Origin of the sequence: Algoriphagus sp. UBA3586 (assembly GCF_002376385.1) — a bacterium.
GTDB classification, from domain to species: domain Bacteria; phylum Bacteroidota; class Bacteroidia; order Cytophagales; family Cyclobacteriaceae; genus Algoriphagus; species Algoriphagus ornithinivorans.
The window spans coordinates 1-19,460 of record NZ_DFMT01000024.1 but is presented as its reverse complement, the minus strand read 5'-3'; the positions used below and the strand labels follow the sequence as shown (position 1 = coordinate 19,460).

General features: G+C 40.8%; 14 protein-coding genes. 8 read left to right on the top strand and 6 right to left on the bottom strand.

All coding sequences use genetic code 11. The features are described 5' to 3' along the window. Positions 1 to 3,171: an efflux RND transporter permease subunit gene (locus B2906_RS07850; RefSeq protein WP_286937214.1), complete on the top strand. Its 3,171-nt coding sequence runs from the start codon at positions 1 to 3 to the stop codon at positions 3,169 to 3,171. 217 nt (positions 3,172 to 3,388) lie between these two features. Here the strand turns inward: B2906_RS07850 and B2906_RS07845 are convergent, their stop codons facing one another. Genes B2906_RS07845 through B2906_RS07835 form a run of 3 tightly spaced genes read right to left on the bottom strand, consistent with a single transcriptional unit; the run spans position 3,389 to position 7,486 of the window. Further along, positions 3,389 to 4,084 carry a hypothetical protein gene (locus B2906_RS07845; RefSeq protein WP_286937209.1) on the bottom strand — a complete coding sequence of 232 codons (696 nt, stop codon included), beginning with the start codon at positions 4,082 to 4,084 and terminating at the stop codon, positions 3,389 to 3,391. Between the two features lie 60 nt (positions 4,085 to 4,144). Then, positions 4,145 to 5,458, bottom strand: a complete 1,314-nt coding sequence (locus B2906_RS07840; RefSeq protein ID WP_286937205.1) for a hypothetical protein — start codon at positions 5,456 to 5,458, stop codon at positions 4,145 to 4,147. Positions 5,459 to 5,479: 21 nt separating this feature from the next. Then, on the bottom strand, positions 5,480 to 7,486 hold the full coding sequence (locus B2906_RS07835; RefSeq protein WP_286937200.1) for an alpha-ketoacid dehydrogenase subunit alpha/beta: 2,007 nt from the start codon (positions 7,484 to 7,486) through the stop codon (positions 5,480 to 5,482). Between the two features lie 370 nt (positions 7,487 to 7,856). Here B2906_RS07835 and B2906_RS07830 point away from each other — a divergent pair, with 370 nt between their 5' ends. Further along, positions 7,857 to 8,333, top strand: a complete 477-nt coding sequence (locus B2906_RS07830) for a DUF6252 family protein (RefSeq protein WP_219956861.1) — start codon at positions 7,857 to 7,859, stop codon at positions 8,331 to 8,333. 492 nt (positions 8,334 to 8,825) lie between these two features. Here B2906_RS07830 and B2906_RS07825 read toward each other — a convergent pair whose 3' ends face one another. The 3 genes from B2906_RS07825 to B2906_RS07815 form a co-directional block, all read right to left on the bottom strand. Continuing rightward, positions 8,826 to 10,193: a Gfo/Idh/MocA family protein gene (locus B2906_RS07825; RefSeq protein ID WP_219956860.1), complete on the bottom strand. Its 1,368-nt coding sequence runs from the start codon at positions 10,191 to 10,193 to the stop codon at positions 8,826 to 8,828. 123 nt (positions 10,194 to 10,316) lie between these two features. Beyond that, on the bottom strand, positions 10,317 to 11,390 hold the full coding sequence (locus B2906_RS07820) for an Ldh family oxidoreductase (RefSeq protein WP_219956859.1): 1,074 nt from the start codon (positions 11,388 to 11,390) through the stop codon (positions 10,317 to 10,319). A 67-nt stretch (positions 11,391 to 11,457) separates the two neighbouring features. Continuing rightward, entirely contained in the window at positions 11,458 to 12,399 is a 942-nt protein-coding gene (locus B2906_RS07815; RefSeq protein ID WP_219956858.1) for an exopolyphosphatase, read from the bottom strand. Positions 12,400 to 12,587: 188 nt separating this feature from the next. Here B2906_RS07815 and B2906_RS07810 point away from each other — a divergent pair, with 188 nt between their 5' ends. The 6 genes from B2906_RS07810 to B2906_RS07785 all read left to right on the top strand — a co-directional run bounded on the left by B2906_RS07810 (position 12,588) and on the right by B2906_RS07785 (position 19,060). Then, complete coding sequence (locus B2906_RS07810) at positions 12,588 to 14,171, top strand: acyl-CoA carboxylase subunit beta (protein WP_219956857.1); 1,584 nt, start codon at positions 12,588 to 12,590, stop codon at positions 14,169 to 14,171. Positions 14,172 to 14,331: 160 nt separating this feature from the next. After that, positions 14,332 to 15,399 (top strand): M42 family metallopeptidase, encoded by a 1,068-nt coding sequence (locus B2906_RS07805; RefSeq protein ID WP_219956856.1) that lies wholly within the window; start codon positions 14,332 to 14,334, stop codon positions 15,397 to 15,399. 78 nt (positions 15,400 to 15,477) lie between these two features. Further along, the gene (locus B2906_RS07800; RefSeq protein ID WP_219956855.1) at positions 15,478 to 16,236 is read left to right on the top strand and encodes an ABC transporter substrate-binding protein; all 759 of its coding nucleotides are present in this window, start codon (positions 15,478 to 15,480) and stop codon (positions 16,234 to 16,236) included. Positions 16,237 to 16,352: 116 nt separating this feature from the next. After that, positions 16,353 to 17,702, top strand: coding sequence for a Gfo/Idh/MocA family protein (locus tag B2906_RS07795; protein WP_219956854.1), 1,350 nt, complete (start codon positions 16,353 to 16,355; stop codon positions 17,700 to 17,702). A gap of 3 nt (positions 17,703 to 17,705) precedes the next feature. Further along, complete coding sequence (locus B2906_RS07790; RefSeq protein WP_219956853.1) at positions 17,706 to 18,467, top strand: 3-keto-disaccharide hydrolase; 762 nt, start codon at positions 17,706 to 17,708, stop codon at positions 18,465 to 18,467. Next, positions 18,464 to 19,060 (top strand): 3-keto-disaccharide hydrolase, encoded by a 597-nt coding sequence (locus tag B2906_RS07785; RefSeq protein ID WP_219956852.1) that lies wholly within the window; start codon positions 18,464 to 18,466, stop codon positions 19,058 to 19,060. Before B2906_RS07790 ends, B2906_RS07785 begins: the two co-directional genes overlap by 4 nt. Positions 19,061 to 19,460: the final 400 nt, after the last annotated feature.

The following is a 19,460-nucleotide window of genomic DNA, read 5'->3' as shown; positions in this document are numbered from 1 at the left end:
ATGACCCCATTTCGAGTATTAGTTGCGTTTGTTGTTTTGGCTATCATGGGAGTGGCAGTCATACCGCTACTGTCTGTGGATTTGAATCCCAGAGAGCGCGAACCCGTCCTGTCTATTTCCTATCAAGTTCCACGCTCTTCTCCCGAAATTGTAGAAAAACTTGCCACATCACCTTTGGAAGGGGCAATGTCCCAGCTTTCCGAGCTCAAAAAAATCAATTCAATTTCTAATTATAATCAGGGGAATATCACCTTGAGGTTTGATAAAAAATCGGATATGGAGATGAAGAAGTTTGAGGTTTCTTCTCTAATCCGTCAAGTTTATCCTCAGTTGGACTCCCGAGTCACTTATCCTATTGTCACACAAAGCGAGCAAGCTAGAACTGACTTTAAAACTCCTATTCTGACCTATTCTGTCAATGGTCCTTTTGCATCCTTTGAAATCAAAAAAATCACCGAAGATGTCATTAAACCGGCCTTAACAATTTTTGAAGAAGTGGAGGAAGTGACGATTCGAGGAGCAAATGATTTGCAGTTGTATGTCACTTTTGATGTTCAGAAGCTACAGGCTTTTGGCTTTTCCCGTGGTCAGCTCACCAGCCAAATCAATCAGGCTTTTGGGAGAAACTTCCCTGGTTCAGTTCTGAATAATCAGGGTGAAACTCTTTTTGTCCAGGTGGACCGCTCTCTGAAAGATTTGAAGCAACTGGAGAATCTTCGTATAGGTCAGGTGGATGGAAAGGATGTATTTCTCAGAGATGTAGCCAAGCTTACTTTGGAAGAAGAAGAGGCCAATTCCTATTATAGAATTAATGGAAATAACTCGGTTACTGTCTCAGTTTTCAATCGGGAGGGAGTCAATAAGGTTCTCTTGGCTAAAAATCTAAAACAAGCCATTGAGAATTCTAAGGTATTGCTGCCAGCGGGGTTTGAAGTGCGTTTGGAAAATGATGATACGGAGTTCTTAGATAAAGAGCTGGATAAGATTTATAAGCGATCTGGGCTCTCCATTTTGATCCTGATTGTATTTATTTTCCTGATCAACCGAAACCTCAAATATCTCAGCATATTGTTTTTGGGTATCCTGATCAATCTGAGTTTGTGTGCGATTATCCTCTATTTTCTGAAAGTGGATATTCATCTGTATTCTTTGGCAGGATTGACGATCAGTTTTGGTTTGATTGTGGACAATGCAATCATCATGATTGATCATTTGCATAAGCATAGAAACAGGCGAGTGTTTTTGGCTTTATTGGCGGCCTCTCTGACTACCATAGCGGCACTGATGATTGTATTTTTCCTACCGGAAGAAGATCAAAAGAATTTGACGGAATTCTCAATCGTGGTTTCAGTGATGCTGGGAATATCCTTATTAATCGCTTTGTTTTTTACCCCTGCGTTTTATGAGGTACTGTTTAAAGAATCTGCCCAAAAAGGGAGAAAGTTGAGCATTCCCCAGCTGAGAAGGCGAGCTAAAAATCTTCAGCTATATGAGGGTGCAATAGCTTGGACGGCCAGGTATAGAAAGACATTTGTGACACTGTTGATTTTACTTTTCGGAATTCCGATTTTTTACCTTCCGGCAAAATGGGAAGGTCAGGAATGGTACAATAGTACCATTGGCAGTACTTTTTATCAGGAAGAAATCCGGCCTTATGTGGATAAAGGACTGGGAGGTTCTGTTCGAATGTTTGTAAGAGGAGTTTTTGAGAAAAGCTCTTACAGAGAGGCCGAAAAGACCAGACTCTATGTGTCCGCACGTTTGCCCTTTGGGAATACGCTGGATCAGATGGACTTTATCATGCGGGAATTTGAGGCCTACCTGAAAGGCGTGGAGGGAATAGATCAGTTTGTTACCTATGTGGCCTCAGGTCAGAGAGGTCAAATCACTATTACGTTTAAAGAAGCCTATGAACGCTCAGCGCTGCCTTATCAGCTCAAAGGGAAATTATCTGTCAAATCAACTGACTGGAGTGGTGCCCAGTGGAATATCTATGGAGTAGGGCAAGGTTTCTACACCGGTGGTGGAGGTGAAGGAATTCCATCGTTTCGAGTGACCATGAAGGGCTACAATTTTGATGAACTGGAACGCCAGGCCAATGTGTTGGCAGAAAAACTGCTCAAGCATAAGCGAATCCAGGAAGTTAATACCAATGAGCGTTTGGGATGGGGAGAGCAAAAAACACAGGAATATGTACTCCGGCTCAATCAAAACCAGATTGCTTTGGGTAAAACCAATCAGTTTGAACTGATCAATACCATGCTGGATCTAAGCAAACCTCAAGGGCCATCCGGTTTTTTAACTTTGGAAGATAGAAATTATGATTTGGTGATTAGGGAAGCCAATGCAGGTGATTTTAGCAAGTTTGATCTGGAGCAAAAGGGGCTGATCAGTGGGGAGGATAGAATATTTAAGATTACAGATTATGGGACCCTGACCAAAGAAACCACTACCAATGCTCTCCATAAAGAGGACCGCCAATATATCCGTGCGGTGGCATTTGAATACATGGGTTCAGGCAAGTTTGGAAATGAGTATTTGGATGAAGTATTGGAAGAAATGAAGCAAGTCATGCCTATTGGGTATACAGCTGATAAGCAAACTTGGAGTTTCAACTACGAAAAGGCCAAACGTCAATATTCTCTTCTCGGGTTCCTGATTATTGGGATTTTTATGATTTGTGCAGTCCTGTTTGAAAACCTGAAGCAGCCGGTGTATATCATTGCGATTATTCCTATTAGTTTTATTGGGCTCTTTTTGATCTTTTCACTCTTTGATTTCTACTTTGACCAAGGAGGATATGCCGCTTTTGTCATGCTGGGAGGTCTGGCCGTCAATGCTGGGATCTTTATAGTCAATGATTTGAATAATAGATTGAAAGGGAATTACAATAAGAATGTCTTGAAGTCTGTAGCTGGAAAAGCCATTCCTATTCTTTTGACTATTTTATCTACTTGCTTTGGTTTGATCCCATTTATTATGGAGGGTCAAAATGAAATTTTCTGGTTTTCCTTGGCAATTGGAACTATAGGAGGACTGGTTTTTAGTATGGTAGGTGTTTTTTGGGCTTTGCCTGTCTTTTTGTGGAAAAAAGAAAAAATGATTGACTCAACGTCAGCGCCAATCCAAAAGACTGAGAAAAAGAGAATGTGGAGGTTTTGGAAGGTTTAGGCTCAACCTTAATTCTTTATCCTAATATTATTTTACGTGGATATCCGCTTTCTTACCAGCAAGAAGAAGAATATGGCTTAGTATTAGCCCAAAGGATCAGAATCCCAAAACTTCGGTCTTCGGTTGCCTGTGCTGAGCGAAGTCGAAGTATCCAATAGATCAAACAAAGGAAATATGGTAAGTGGCAAAATTACGGATAATCAAACCATTGAATTTTCTATCTAAACACATCAATCCCAATTATCCCCACTGAAAAAGTCATGTATTGCAATGGGGATCTTCTGAAATCATAGAGGAAAATTCCTTCATCTGGGTCATAGCCGACATCTCCTTTTTGGAGGAAGCGTACATTGCCTCCATCCTGAAAAGTTCCTCTAAGCTCAAGCCTTAGGTTGTCATTAAACCCTAATGGGATTTGAATACCTGTCCCAATTTTATATCCTATGACCCAATCCTCGTAATCTTTGCCACTTTCAATGGACTCAGTTTCAAAAATATTATCACGAATTTTATACCGGGTGTAGAGGTAATTAGTCCCCATTTGAGCTTCTATAAATGGGTTGATTTTGGTATTCACCCAAGGCAAATATCGGAGAACTATCATTCCCGAGGCAAGATTGTTATTCCTTCTCAACCTCAATTCCTGATTAAATCCCGGAAATAGATCATTTCTTTTTTGAAGTTCTGACCCATAAATGCCATAGCTGATTTCCAATCCAACTTGAAGTGGAGTAGTGGGGAATTCATATAGTAGTAAACCAGATACCGAAGGAATGAAAATGGATCCGGTTTCCTGCTTAAATCTTCCTGAAGGAAGCCCTCCATTCAAATGTCCACCAGCCAAAAAGAATTGAGGATAGGCGGTAATTGAAGAAGCTATAAATAAAATAAACCCCAAAAATGCCTTTTTCATTTTTTCACCATTTACCCAATCAACGTAGGTAAAGTATTTGGGTTTTTGAGATTCCGAAATTTATTGCTTGCTGTAGATAGGTATCCTCAAACCCACATATAAGTCTGTGGAATATGAATTGCTAGCCAAAAGATTGGATAGAATTGAGCCAGAACCCAGCATAACTGGTCCGGCACGAAAGCCTAAACCCCAAGCTGGACCACTCTGATGCTGTCTAAAACTTAAAGGTGAATAAATGCTGAACCATTTCTTCTCAAACCTTGGATTCAAGGTGATAAAATTAATCAAACTGGAACTCGGGTTTTCACCAAATTCTCTCAGGCTTACTGCTGTTTGCAAACTGACAAATAGTCCAGAAGTGACAGGCAAATCCACAAATGCCCGGAATGCTGTTGGCAACTGAAAATCTAGATTTCTTCTACTTTCTGATCCTGGGTAGTTATCTGCCAGAACCTCATCCAAAGTTTTATTTCTAAACTCATCCGAATTAATCGTAGCGTTTAGATCATAGTCAAAAAAGGTGCTGTTATCATAGGAGACTTTTCCTAAATCTGTGATGGAAATCCCCCCTTTTAATTTATAACTAGAAAGAGACTGGTCGCTTGAAGGTATTTTAAAAGAAATTCCTAAATCTGCTCCAAGTCCCGAACTTCCGGAAGAAAGACTGAAAGAATCATTTTCAAAGCCTTCAGTATATGCATAATCCAAAGATCCAGAGGTAGTGAGTGCTTTATTGGAAGATGCATAATTAGCTTGAAGTCGTTGGCTGTAACCGAAAACGCCTCCTCCTCCGATCAAATATTTAAGCGTAACTCCCGCATTCAATTCCAGTTGGTTCGAATTTATAAGTGTTCTTGCATAACTCAGACCCACTTCTCCCCAGCCATGTCCCGTTCCCGAAAGTTGCTCAAGAGTTACTCCAAAATCAGAATTGATATCCACAGAGGAGGCTAGGTCGTATATTTCCCCATCAAGATTGTAGATATTAAAGAATGTCCTGAATCTTGTACTGATAGCTAGTCCGCTTGTTGAGTTTAGTTGGAAAAGCACTGAAGGACCTAAAACATCTCCATTTCCGAAAAACTTATTTCTTGGATTGGGACTTCTGCTTAAATCTGTGTCAAAATTAAAACCGTCCCGAAAGCTATTCCAGTCACTAAAGTCAATAGCCACATAGTCATTGCCCAGAAAACCACTGACAGCAAACAGGTTGACATCTAATTTATAGGAGTCATCCTTTGCCAGAGCGGGGTTTTCCAAAACACCAAATATGCCGGAATATTGGCCAATGTTTCCTCCTACGAAATTTTGGGCTTGTAGACTTGTCTTCAGGCAAAGGAGGAAAATGAAAAATGCGAAAGTGATTTTTTTCATAGAAAAGATGGAATATGAAACTTAGTAATTGATAAGACTTTGCAATTTGATTTTAAATCGGTTTTCAGGTAAAAATTGTTTTTCTAAACTCGGTGCAAATGGCACTGCAGTATCCAAACTTCCTTCTCTCATGACAGGAGCATCCAAATCCTGAAAACAATGCTCTGAAATCCAAGCACAGATTTCGGCGCCAATACCTCCTGTGAGGGTATCTTCCTGCAAGAAAATTACTTTTCCTGTTTTTTTAACCGTGTTTTTCACTGCTTCTTGATCCCAAGGAAGAAGGGTTCTCAAGTCCAAAATATCTGCGGAAATGGAAAGCTCTTCCACTGCTTTTTTTGCCCAATGAACTCCCATTCCGTAGGTGATGATGGAGACTTGTTCACCTTCTTGGATCAGATTGGCTTTTCCGATTTCCACCGTGTAATAATCATCCGGGATACTTTCACTGATGGATCGGTAAAGGCCTTTATGCTCGAAATACAAATAAGGGTTCGGGTCTTCCAAGGCCGCATTTAATAAGCCTTTCGCATCGTAGGGATTAGAAGGATAGACAATTTTCAAACCAGGCGTATGAAAAAACCATGCCTCATTAGACTGGGAGTGAAAAGGGCCTGCAGCCATACCAGCTCCCGTGGGCATTCGAACCACAACATCAGCTTGTTGTCCCCAGCGGTAATGGATTTTAGCCAAATTATTTACAATCTGATTAAATCCTACGGATACAAAGTCAGCAAATTGCATTTCCACCATTGCCTTGTATCCTTTGATAGAAAGCCCAAGACCTGCTCCAATGATAGCACTTTCACAGAGAGGAGTGTTTCGCACTCGATCAGCTCCAAATTGCTTTTTGAATCCATCGGTGATTTTAAAAACTCCTCCATACTCTCCTATATCCTGACCCATTAAAATTAAGTTGGGGTACTTTTCCATAGACTGTCGGAGTCCATCACTGATGGCATCTACAAATCGCTTTTCGCTGCTTTTTCCACTTTGAGGCTGAATCAGTTTTTGTTCAAAAGGATAATACATGTCAGTCAATTCCTCATTCAGATCCGGAGTGATTGCTTCCTCAGCAAATGCTTTTTCCAGCCCATCATTAATTGCTTTTTTGACTTTCTTGTTGATTTGCTCTTTGGTTTTTTCGTCAAGCACACCAATGGATTCCAAATATGCCTCATAATTGTCCACAGGGTCCAACTTGCCCCAGTCTTCCATTAATTGCTTGGGCACATATTTCGTCCCGGAGGCTTCCTCATGTCCTCTCATTCTGAAAGTAATGGCTTCAACCAAAACCGGTCTTGGGTTTTTTCGGATGTCTTCGGCCAGTTCAAGAATGGTTTGATAAACGTCTAAAACATTGTTGCCTTCAACCCGAATAGTCTCCATGCCATATCCAGGCCCTTTTTCAGTAAAATATTTAAAAGCAAATTGCTCTTCACTTGGGGTAGAAAGTCCATAGCCATTATGCTCGATCACAAAGATTACTGGCAACTTCCAAACGGCAGCTACATTGAGTCCTTCATGAAAGTCCCCTTCAGAACTGGCACCGTCTCCTGAAAAAACCAAAGTGACTTTATTTTTCGCAGATAATTTATCTGCCAAAGCGATACCGTCAGCAATAGCCAGCTGTGGACCCAAATGGGAAATCATTCCTACGATATGATGCTCGACAGTTCCAAAATGGAAAGATCGATCTCGACCTTTGGTGAAACCGGATTTTTTACCTTGAAACTGGGCGAAAAGTCGCTCCAAGGGGATATTTCTACCGGTAAAAATCCCCAAATTCCTGTGCATAGGAAGAATGAATTCATCCTTTTTCAAGGCATTCACAGCTCCGATTGAAATAGCTTCCTGTCCCCAACCGCTAAACCATTTACTAATCCTGCCTTGTCGGAGAAGAATGAGCATTTTTTCCTCAATCCTTCTAGGCATAATCAGGGATTCATAGAGATCCAATAATTTTTGGTTACTCAGATTTTTTCGATCAAAATTTAAAGCGGTTGCTTGGGTTGTACTGGTTTCCATAAGGCAAGAATTACCCATCTAAGGTACAAGAAGGGCTTAAAATCTCAAGGGAAATTTTCAGGAAGATTCCTGCAAAGTGGCCCCGACGATTGTCGGGGCTAAAAGTGTAATGCAAGAAGTTAAAAAGTATTTGCTGTACAGTTCAAAATTAGAGAAAAGGACTTGGTCTGCCTTAAATAGGACGTTAAGCTTGTTTTAAATAAAAAAGGGTTCGTTGATGTTTTGGTAATATTTGAGAAACAAGGAGATCCAATTGATAGGAATAAGGCAAATGTCGTATGGAATCCTATTCAGTTTTGAATCAAATTAGCTTACCAAATAGGCCATTAAAGGCTTTTAGGTAATTGTTTCAAAATTAAAATCGTGTATTATGAAAAATCTCAGAACTCTCCTTTCAATTCTTGTGGTAAGCATTTTTCTGCTTGCCTGCGAAAGTGACGATGAAAATGATCCTGTTTCAGGAAATTGCCCAGCAGGGAAAGTATGTTTCAAATTGAACGGAGCAGACGTACAGGTGAATGCAGTTTGGTATGATATCAATGGTCAGAGGACCAGGATTTATTATGAAAATGGATCAGGAGCTAATTATGAAAATATAGAAATTGATTTTTATGGGAGTAGCGCCGGTGATTACCCGATTGTGGGTCAAAATTGGAGTTCAGGAGATGCAAGTTTTCAGTTTTTTAAAGCCAATGGATCAGGAGGATTCTCTGGAAGCAGCGGTACTATAAAAATCAGCCAAAAGAGCTCAATTATCTCCGGAACCTTCACTGCCTCAGGGAAAGATGCCCAAGGGAATACCGTTCAAGTAACAGATGGAGTAATCAATCAAGTGCCCGCTGAGTAGTAGGGTTGAATTTTTAAGTGAAAAGTTTGAATTCTAAAGTGAGAAAGCTGGAAAGGCTGAAATCTAAAGTGAGAAAGCTGAAATGTCTGAATTTTAGCCATTCTTCAAATTGAATATTTGATTTATTTAATAGCCTTAATCCACCATCAAAAGTTGGCAGTCTTAAGTTAGCAGTAGGCAGTGAACACAGGCCTAAGGAAAGTTTAGAGGCTTCATTGCAAACCCATCAAGATTTTCTGTCCTGATGCTAAACTTTCAGCATTCGATTTTATTTAATGAAACAACAACTTTTAATCGGGTGAGGCCCACTTTCTCCGGGTTAGGCAGTCTCGTAAAGTCGGAATTCAAGACTTTGAAGAAAGGCTGAGAAATAAACTGAAAAATGGGGTAGTAGTATTTTCACTCTCTGAGTTCCTCTTATTATTTCACTCATTGATCTTTGGGGTAAAACAAAAGTAGGCAATCATAATTGACTGCCTACTTATTACAATATTAAACCTGATCTGGCTCTGGGTGTATATAAGGAGCCCTATATGGTCTTCTCAGTTTGGCGGTGGCTTCCGGGTCTCCAATTACAGTTCTTGTTTTTGGATCATATTTGAGAGGTCTTCCTCCCAATTCCATAGAAATATTTGCCAAAATACAGGAAGCTGTTGAGATGTGTCCATTTTCTACATCCGCAACAGGCAGTGTATCATTCTCAATCGCTTTGAGCCAGTCTTTCATATGTAATCTTGTGGCCGGAGCTGCATTCAGTTCTATCCTTTCTTCAGTGACATCTTCTGGATATTGTTCTTTTTCATAGACTACATCATAATGCTTAGGCTCCTCTCCTTCACCATATGGGAAGAAGTCTGCCTGCATGGTACTGCCAGCGAGCATTCCCTTTTCTCCATAGATTTTAAATGCCCAAGGATATTCAGGATCGGCAGGATTACCCCAAGTTCTATGTTGCCAGACTACTTCCAGTTCAGGGAATTGAAAAATGGCAGTTTGGGTATCTGAGATATTGGATTTGCCTTCCTTTTGAACATAAATGCCTCCGGTGGAGGTGACCTGAGTCGGCCAGCCCAACTGGAGCATCCATCTGACTGTATCTAGCATGTGTACACACATATCACCGGTAATACCATTTCCATATTCCATGAATGTCCTCCACCAGCGGATATGAGGTAATCCATCATAGGGTCTCAAGGGTGCCGGCCCAGTCCACAAATCGTAATTGAAAAAGTCGGGTACCGGCTCCACTGGAGGATTTCCATTAGCTCTCATGTGGAAATAACAGCATACTTCTGCATGGCTTATCTTTCCAAGTTTGCCCGTATCAATAATCTCTTTTTTAGCCTGAATGAGATGAGGGGTTGATTTTCGCTGGGTTCCAATCTGAACTTTTCTATCATACTTCCTCGCAGCAGCTAAAATAGCTTCACCCTCAATGACATCTACTGAGATAGGCTTTTGCAGATAAACATGGGCTCCTGCCTTGAGGGCATCAATAGCCATTAAGGCGTGCCAATGATCCGGAGAGCCAATTAAAACATACTCAGCCTTTTCTTTTTTCAGGAGCTCCTGATAATCTTCGTACAAGGCAGGTACTTTCTTGGATTTTTGACGTTCTGAAACAAGTTTTCCAGCAGCTTCCAGAATCCGGCGATCGGGGTCAGCTAATCCCACTACTTCCACATCTGCAACTTGGATCAGTCTGAAAAGATCGGATTTTCCGTACCATCCTGTTCCTATAAGGGCAACCCGAATTGGGCCTGTTTGATCTTTAAAGTCCATGCCCAGCAGTCCAAAACTTGCAAGGGTCATTAGTGCAGAAGAGCCTTTTAAAAAGTCTCGGCGGTTGAATTGATTCATAGGTAATTGGGTTTGAGATAATTGCTAAAAACAAGATACAAAAAGTGCTCAATTCAACAAATGAGGATGGGATAGGCGGATTTCAATAAAAAAAGCTCAGTATTTACCGAGCTCTCTTTTTATTTAAAATTTTACCCCAAACTTTTCTCCCAACTCAGTCAAATCTTTGACCACAGGATCCAATAAAGGGATTCCATCTTTTCTTCTTTCTTCTTCTAACTCTCTTTCCGGATCACCTGGAATCAAAACTTTTTCATTTCCAGGAGTTGGTTTGGCTGATCTAAATCTTCTGATCCAATTGTCCATATGGGATTTAAATTCATCTGCCGGTCTAAAAGCATCCACACGCATAGCACCAAAAAAGTGTCCTATTCCTTCACCTACCGGATTGGGGTCAGGCTCTAAAAAAGCTACAAAAGGAGGGACCCACGGCCCATAATTAGCTCCCGAAAGTACCGCCGAGAAAATATCGACAATAGAACCCAATGCATACCCTTTATGGGAACCATGCTCTCTATCCCCTCCCAATGGGAGCAAGGCGCCTCCATCTTTTACTCCATTGGCAGAGGTAGTAGGAAGACCTTCTTTATCCTGAATCCAGCCCTCTGGAGCATCTTTTCCTTTCCGTTGAAGAATCTCTAATTTCCCGTTAGCTGCTGTGGTTGTAGCCATATCTGCTACAAAAGGAGGCTCTTGATCTGCCGGGATGGCCACAGAAATTGGATTGGTACCTAATAGCCTTTCCTTTGAAAAAGTAGGGCTGACTAAGGGACTGGCATTGGTCAAAGAAATTCCAATCATATCGTGATCCAAAGCCATCATTGCATGGTATCCAGCAATTCCGTAATGGTTGGAGTTTCTGACGGAAACCCAGCCTGTTCCTGCTTTACTTGCTTTCTCGATAGCAACATTCATGGCATAGGGAGCGACCACTAATCCCAATCCTCCATCCCCATCGACTACAGCTGTTGAGGGACTCTCATGGACAATTCGAATATTGGGGTTGGTATTAATCCTACCTTTTTCCCATAGCCTCACATAGCCTGAAAGTCTAGCAACTCCATGACTATCTACGCCTCTCATATCTGCTGAAAGCAAGACCTCGGCCCCAATTTGAGCATGAACCTCCGGACAGCCGATTTTGATCAGCATATCATGAGTAAACTTATAGAGTTGGTCGTAGGTAAAAATAGCCATAGGTCAATCAGTCTAGGTTTCGATGTACAAAACAAAGATAACAGGATTGAGAAGAAATAGGCAGGATTTAGGAGGTAGTTACCTGTTTTAAAAGAGTGGAGATAGCTCCTTCTTTCAAAGCATAATGAGAACAAGTCATAGAATCCACAGGCACATAGCGCAAGATGAAATCAATCAGAGTAGAGGCTACCACTATCATATCAACTCGCATAGGAATCATACCGGGAATCTGTAATCTTTCCTCCCGATTGAGAGTCAGGAGCATTTGATGAATTCTGTGAAACTCAGGACTCGGGAGTTCAAATACATGCTGCCCAGTTAGTTTACACTGCAGCATAGACTCGAAATAGATATCCGTCAATGTATCAAAAGTACCGGAGGCGCCTACCAAGCTGCTGGGTCGGTGGGTTTTGATAGCTTCTAAAAGTGGTTGTAGTTTTTCCTCTAAATAGTCATAGAGTCTGATTATTTCATCAGGCAAGATGGGGTCGTGGTGATGAAATAATTCCAATAATCGCTGTCCACCAATTTCAAAACTTTTTTTCCAAAAAACCTCTTCAGAGTTTCCGATGATAAATTCCACAGACCCTCCGCCTATATCCATCATCAATTCAGTTTGTCCGTTCAGAGAGCCAGATAATTTGATGCCTTCATAAATCATCATGGCTTCCTCCTCTCCGGAAATCACCTTGATATCAATGTTGAGGGTTTTGCGGACCTCGTCTACAAACTCTTGTCCATTTTGGGCATTTCTGACAGCGCTGGTTGCAAAAGCAAAAACATGTTCGATTTTTTCTCCATCAATCATGTTTCTAAAGTGGCGAAGCGTGTGGTAAGCTCTTTTGAGAGCCTCGGGAGCAATTCTGTCCTGATTGATTCCGCCTTGACCGAGTTTTACAGGGATTTTCTCCTTGTAGATTGTCTTGAAATCTCCATCATTAATTTCAACCAATAGCAAGTGAAATGTATTGGTTCCCATATCTATCACCGCGGCCTTTCGGGTACTCATAAGCTGCCAAAATTTTGGATGGGCGAATATAGAAACTAATTCTAAAATCCATTGAGAATTCAAATTTTAATTGTCATTTATTTCAGAAGGTTATGCTGCTTTAGAAAAGATTATTCTCTCACTCTTCAGGATATTTTTTTCCGCCTTGACAAAGCCTGTTATATTTGGCTAACACAAAGGATTCTTTCATGGAAAATCAGAATAAACCCATTTATACCGCTCCGGGAAATCAGGAGAAAATTGATTTATTAAAAAAGAAAAATGAAGAGGCATTACTGGGCGGAGGAGAAGCCCGGATAGCTGCACAGCATAAGAAAGGGAAGCTCACTGCAAGAGAGCGAATTGATTTGCTACTTGATGAGGGCTCATTCCAAGAAGTAGACAAGTTTGTTATGCACAGAGCCAAAGATTTTGGCTTAGACAAAGAGCATTACTTGGGCGACGGGGTAGTGACTGGATATGGTGAAATTCACGGGCGTTTGGTATACGTCTTTTCTCAGGATTTTACGGTTTTTGGGGGCTCACTTTCTGAAACCCATGCAGAAAAAATCTGTAAAATCATGGACATGGCCATGAAAAACGGTGCTCCTGTGATTGGTTTGAATGATTCTGGAGGAGCAAGAATTCAAGAAGGCGTTAACTCTCTAGGGGGCTATGCCGATATATTTTACCGGAATACCCTTGCTTCGGGTGTGATTCCTCAGCTTTCCGCTATTATGGGACCTTGTGCAGGAGGAGCTGTTTACTCTCCAGCCATTACGGATTTTATTTTGATGGTTGAGAATACCTCATATATGTTTGTAACTGGGCCTAATGTTGTAAAAACAGTGACGCAGGAAAATGTAACTGCTGAAGAATTAGGGGGGGCTTCTGCGCACAGCACCAAATCTGGAGTAACTCATTTTTCCTGTAAAAATGAGGTAGAGTGTATCCGCCATATCAAAGAAATTCTCAGCTATATCCCTCAAAACTGCGAAGAAATTGCCCCAGTGTATCCTTACGAAATGAAGGATGATGAGAGCAGAGCGGAGCTGGACTCTATTGTTCCTGAAAATCCAAATCATCCTTATGATATTCGGGATGCTGTTAAAGGAATTGTTGATGCTGACTCATTTTTAGAAGTTCATGAGAATTATGCAGATAATATCGTTGTTGGCTTTGCCAGATTAGCTGGGAGGAGTATCGGGATCGTTGGAAACCAGCCTCAATCTATGGCAGGGGTTTTGGACAACCATGCTTCTATCAAAGCGGCACGGTTTGTAAGATTTTGCGATAGCTTTAATGTTCCCTTATTGGTCTTGGTTGATGTTCCTGGGTTCTTACCCGGTACAGACCAAGAGTGGAATGGTATTATTACAAACGGGGCAAAATTGCTTTATGCTTTTTCCGAGGCCACTGTTCCAAGAATTACTGTGATTACCAGAAAAGCCTATGGGGGTGCTTATGATGTAATGAACTCCAAGCACATTGGAGCTGACTTGAATTTTGCTTGGCCAACAGCTGAAATTGCAGTGATGGGAGCTAAGGGTGCTTCTGAGATAATTTTCCGAAAAGAGATTGCGGAAGCGGAAGATCCCGAAGCAAAATTGCAAGAGAAAGTGGATGACTATACAGCCAAGTTTGCCAATCCATATCGTGCAGCACATAGAGGCTTTATCGACGAGGTCATCATTCCGTCAGAAACCCGAACCAAATTAATCAAGGCATTCAAAATGCTGGAAAATAAAGTGGATAAGCTTCCTAGGAAAAAGCATGGGAATATTCCGTTGTAGTAAGCTTGTTTTGAAGTTTTCGTTTTCTTTTGGGGGCCCACAATGCTGTCAGAAAGCAATTGGGAACATTGAACGCTGAACTTTGAACCATTAATATCGAACATCGAATGATGAATGTCGAATAATCAAGTTTTATAAGAAGTAATCTTTAACACAAAACATGAACATCGAAACCACATTTCTTCACAAATACCTCAACAACGCCTCTCCAACTGGTTTTGAAGCATCAGGTCAGCAGATTTGGCTGGATTATATCAAACCTTTTACAGACACTTATTTTACAGATAACTATGGTACTGCAGTGGGTGTCATTAATCCAGAGGCTGAATATAAAGTAGTCATTGAAGCGCATGCTGATGAAATCAGCTGGTTTGTCAATTATATAAAAGATGATGGCTATATCTATGTGCGTAGAAATGGTGGATCCGATCACATGATTGCTCCTTCCATGCGGGTAAATATTCATACTGACAAAGGAATTATACCGGGGGTGTTTGGCTGGCCAGCTATTCACGTTAGAAAAGAAGGAAAAGAGGATGCACCTACATTAGATAATATATTTATAGATGTAGGAGCCAGATCCAAAGAGGAAGTAGAAAAAATGGGAATTCATGTGGGATGCGTGATCACATTCAAAGATGAATTAATCGAGCTGAACAATAAATTCTATTCTGGCCGGGCATTGGATAACAGAATCGGAGGCTACATGATTGCACAAGTAGCCAAAAAAATCAAAGAGTCTGGTAAAAAGCTTCCTTTTGGATTATATGTGGTCAATGCCGTTCAGGAAGAAATTGGTCTTCGAGGTGCTGAAATGATTGCTCATAGAATCAAACCGAATGTCGCTATTATAACCGATGTATGTCATGATACCACTGCACCGTTATATAATAAGGTGACTAGCGGAGATCAAACTGCCGGAAAAGGGCCTGTTCTTACCTATGGAGCCTCAGTACACAAAAAATTGCTGGACCTCATTATTGAAACTGCAAAAAAGAAGGAAATTCCATTTCAAAGAGCCGCAGCTTCCAGAAGTACCGGTACAGATACGGATGCCTTCGCCTATTCAAATGAGGGTGTTCCTTCTGCCTTGATTTCATTGCCTCTAAAATATATGCATACTACCGTAGAAACGGCCAGTAAGGATGATATCGAACAGGTGATCAATTTGATGTTTGAATTCCTGATGGAATTTGATCCCTCTTTTGATTTTAGATATATTAGTTAATGGTATGTTGGTTATTAGTTATTTGGATAGAGAGTTTAAGTCTATTTCCAATAACTAATAACCAATAACTTTTTTCAAATGGAATTCACTGACCAACTTAACAGAACAATTTTTCTTCCGCATCCTCCCCAGCGGATTGTTTCTTTGGTTCCATCTCAGACAGAGCTTTTGGTTGACTTAGGTTTGGAGGATAGAATAGTTGGGGTCACCAAATTTTGTATTCATCCCAAAGGCCTTAAGAAATCAAAAACTATAGTGGGAGGGACCAAAAATTATAGGTTTGAAGTCATTGAGGAATTGAAACCCGATCTGATCATTGGGAATAAAGAAGAAAATGATCAGAAAGGCATAGAAAAACTTGCTGAGCGATTTCCTGTATGGATGTCAGATATTTTTACAATTCCAGATGCACTGGAAATGATTCGCTCAATCGGTGAATTGACCGAATCTCAGGAAAAAGCCAAAGAGCTTAGTGTTCAGATTTCTCAAGAATTTTTAAAACCAATGCCTAAGAAGGGAAAGGCTGTTTACCTTATTTGGAACAAGCCTATGATGGCTGCAGGGAGAAATACATTTATCGATGAAATGTTGAGATATGCTGGCTTTGAAAATGTAATTGCTCAGGAAAGATATCCTGAATTGAGCATTGAAGAAATTAAAAGCCTAGATCCTGAATGGATTTTATTAAGCTCAGAGCCATTTCCTTTCAAAGAGAAGCATATCGAAGAATTTGAAGGGCTTTTTCCGAATAAGAAAATCAAAATTGTAGATGGGGAAATGTTTTCTTGGTATGGTTCAAGATTATTGAAAAGTAAAAGGTATTTTCAAAGCCTTTAGAAAGCCATAAAATTATCTTTCATCTTATCGTCATGAAAAATTTTATTTTCTGAGCACACTTTTTTAAAAATTTCAATTAACTTTTCGATTCAATTAACCATAAACCTATTCAGATAATGAAGAATAACAGAAGGAGTTTTTTGAAAAAACTGGGTTTGACTGCTGGGACAGCAGCAATTGCACCCGCTGTTTTTGCAAATGACCAACCGGATATCCAATTTCTCAATCGAAATACGACTTGGGATGCTGCTCAGCCTATACGTTTGGGCTTGATCGGTGCGGGCATTATGGGGACGGAAGATATGAATACGGCCCTTCGCCATGCCAACGTTCAAATGACAGCTGTTTGTGATTTGTACGATGGAAGATTGGAATCTGCCAAACAAAAATGGGGGTCCAATATCTTCACAACCAAAGATCATAAGGAGTTACTTAAGCGTTCGGACGTAGATGCAGTAATCATTGCTACCCCTGATCATTGGCATAAGCAAATATCTATTGATGCTATGAACGCAGGAAAGCATGTATACTGTGAAAAGCCTATGGTTCACAGTGTGGCTCAAGGGATGGATGTAATCAATGCATGGAAAAAGTCCGGTAAGGTGATGGTTGTTGGTTCCCAAGGCTTATCATCGCTTGGTAATGAAAAAGCAAAAGAACTTTTAGCCGCAGGAGTAATAGGAGATATTGTATATGCAGAAGGATTCTGGGCAAGAATGTCCCCAGAAGGGGCTTGGCAGTACAATGTTCCTGCTGATGGAAGTCCAAAAACAGTAGACTGGAAGAGGTATATTTCCAATACTACAGATAGGGAATGGGATCCGTTGAGATTTTTCAGATGGAGAAACTACTTGGATTATGGAACCGGAATGTCAGGGGATCTTTTCGTCCACCTATTTTCCAGTCTTCATTTTATTACCAATTCCAAAGGCCCAAGTAAGGTTTCTTCTATGGGGGGATTGAGATATTGGAAAGACGGAAGAGAAGTGCCTGATGTACTATTAGGTTCTTTTGATTACCCTGAAACTCCTGAGCATCCTGGGTTCAATCTGTCATTGAGATGTAATTTTGTAGACGGAACCAGCGGTACAACTTATCTGAGAATCGTTGGTACTAAAGGCTCAATGGATGTGAAGTGGGAGGAGGTGGTAGTGAAGTTAAATCAAAATGCTGAGAGCGATGATCCTTTTATGAAAGAGCAGGCAAAATTACGTGCTGCTTCAGGTCAGGAGGAGAGAGCTAAAATTTTACCACCTAGAGAAACATCTTACACAGCTGAGAGATCGTGGAAAGGCGCGCATTACGATCATTTCGGAAACTGGTTTAATGCGATCAGGACAGGAGGGACTGTAGTAGAAGATCCCGTTTTTGGGTTCAGGGCTGCGGCACCCGCGCTATTGTGTAATGATTCTTATTTCCAGGATAAATTTATCAAATGGGATCCAGTAAATATGAAATTAGTATAAGCTATGAAAACTAGAATAATAACAGGAGCCTTTTTGGCAGCAATTTTTTGGGCATGCGGTCCAAATGAGCCAAAAGAAACAATTGAAGAAGTTGAAGAGGTAGTAGTTCCGGACAATACTTTGACCGAGGAAGAGCGGTCTGAGGGTTGGATGCTTTTATTTGACGGGCAATCTATGGAAGGTTGGCGTGCTTTTAATGGAGATACCACTCCTTCTAACTGGATTATTGAGGATGGAGCTATGAAAGGACTGGGGGCGACCGGTGGAAGTGATATTGGCGGTGATATTGTATTTGGGCCAATGGAATTTGAAGAATTTGAGTTGGAGTTTACTTGGAAAATTTCTCCCGGAGGAAATAGTGGGGTGTTTTATCACGTAGTAGAAGGGCCAGATTACAAAGCGCCTTATTACACTGGTCCGGAATATCAAGTGATAGACCAATTAGGTTTTGAGGGACCCTTAGAAAAATGGCAGTCCCTGGCTGGTGATTATGCGATGTATGAGCCGGATTTTGAAGGAGTAGTTAAGCCTGCGGGAGAATGGAATGTTTCCAAAATAATATTCTCAGAAGAAGGGGCAAGTTATTGGTTGAATGGAAAGAAGACTGTAGAGTTTGTTCCTTACTCTGAAGATTGGACAGCAAGAAGAAATTCTGGTAAGTGGAATGACTTCCCGGACTATAAAATTGCCCGTAAGGGATTGATTGCTTTGCAGGATCATGGTGACCCTGTTTGGTTTAAAAATATTAAGATTAGAACTCTATGAGAAAATTAATGATATGCCTGATGCTGTTGGGGATGACCCAGGTGTCTTTTGCGCAAAAAAAAGAAAAGCTGTTTAATGGGGAAAATCTGGACGGGTGGAAAATCTACGGAACAGAAAAATGGTACGTAGAGGATGGTTTATTGGTATCAGAAAGTGGTCCGGACAAAGGATACGGATATTTAGGAACCGAGAAAAACTATGATGATTTCGAAATTACTTTAGAATTTAAGCAAGAGGCTAATGGAAACAGCGGCGTTTTTATTCGTTCAACAGTGGACGGCACCAAAGTTTCTGGTTGGCAAGTGGAGGTAGCTCCTCCCGGAAGCGATACCGGAGGAATTTATGAGTCTTATGGAAGGGGATGGTTGATCAAGCCGGATCCTGAAAAAGACAAAGCTTTGAAATTTGGAGATTGGAATAAGATGAGAATTGTGGTAAAAGGAGATAATGTCACCTCTTATTTGAATGGGGTAGAGATGGTCAACTTTTCTGACCCAAAGATAGGAGAAGGAAAAGGCGGAGTTTTATTACAAATCCACGATGGAGGAGGTATAAAAGTATACTGGCGAAATATCGTTTTGAAAAAGCTCTGATTTTCCCAAATAAGTTAGAATTCATGCCCTGAGGATTTGTTCTTCAGGGCAATTTTTTTCTTGAGATTTTTTCCTTTTCGTTCTCAGGCTTTTAGAAGAAATCCTTGAATATTTCTTTGCTTGCTATTGTATCCTGAAATAATCCCCCGATATTTGCACTCCCAATCGACGCAAACGGCGCGGGGGAAATTGAAAGGCGGAGTGAAAGGAAGTTGCCAGACACCGAGGGGTGTTTGGATCCGGGAAAGCGGGAAGAAAAAGAAAAAACATTTTTTTCAGATTCTTTTTGCAAACGGAAAAACTTCTACTACCTTTGCACTCCTGTTCGGAAGGAACGGGAAAAACAAAAATAAAAAAACGGGGAAAACGAGGCTGTAAGGCGGTTTTTCTGACAGTGTTG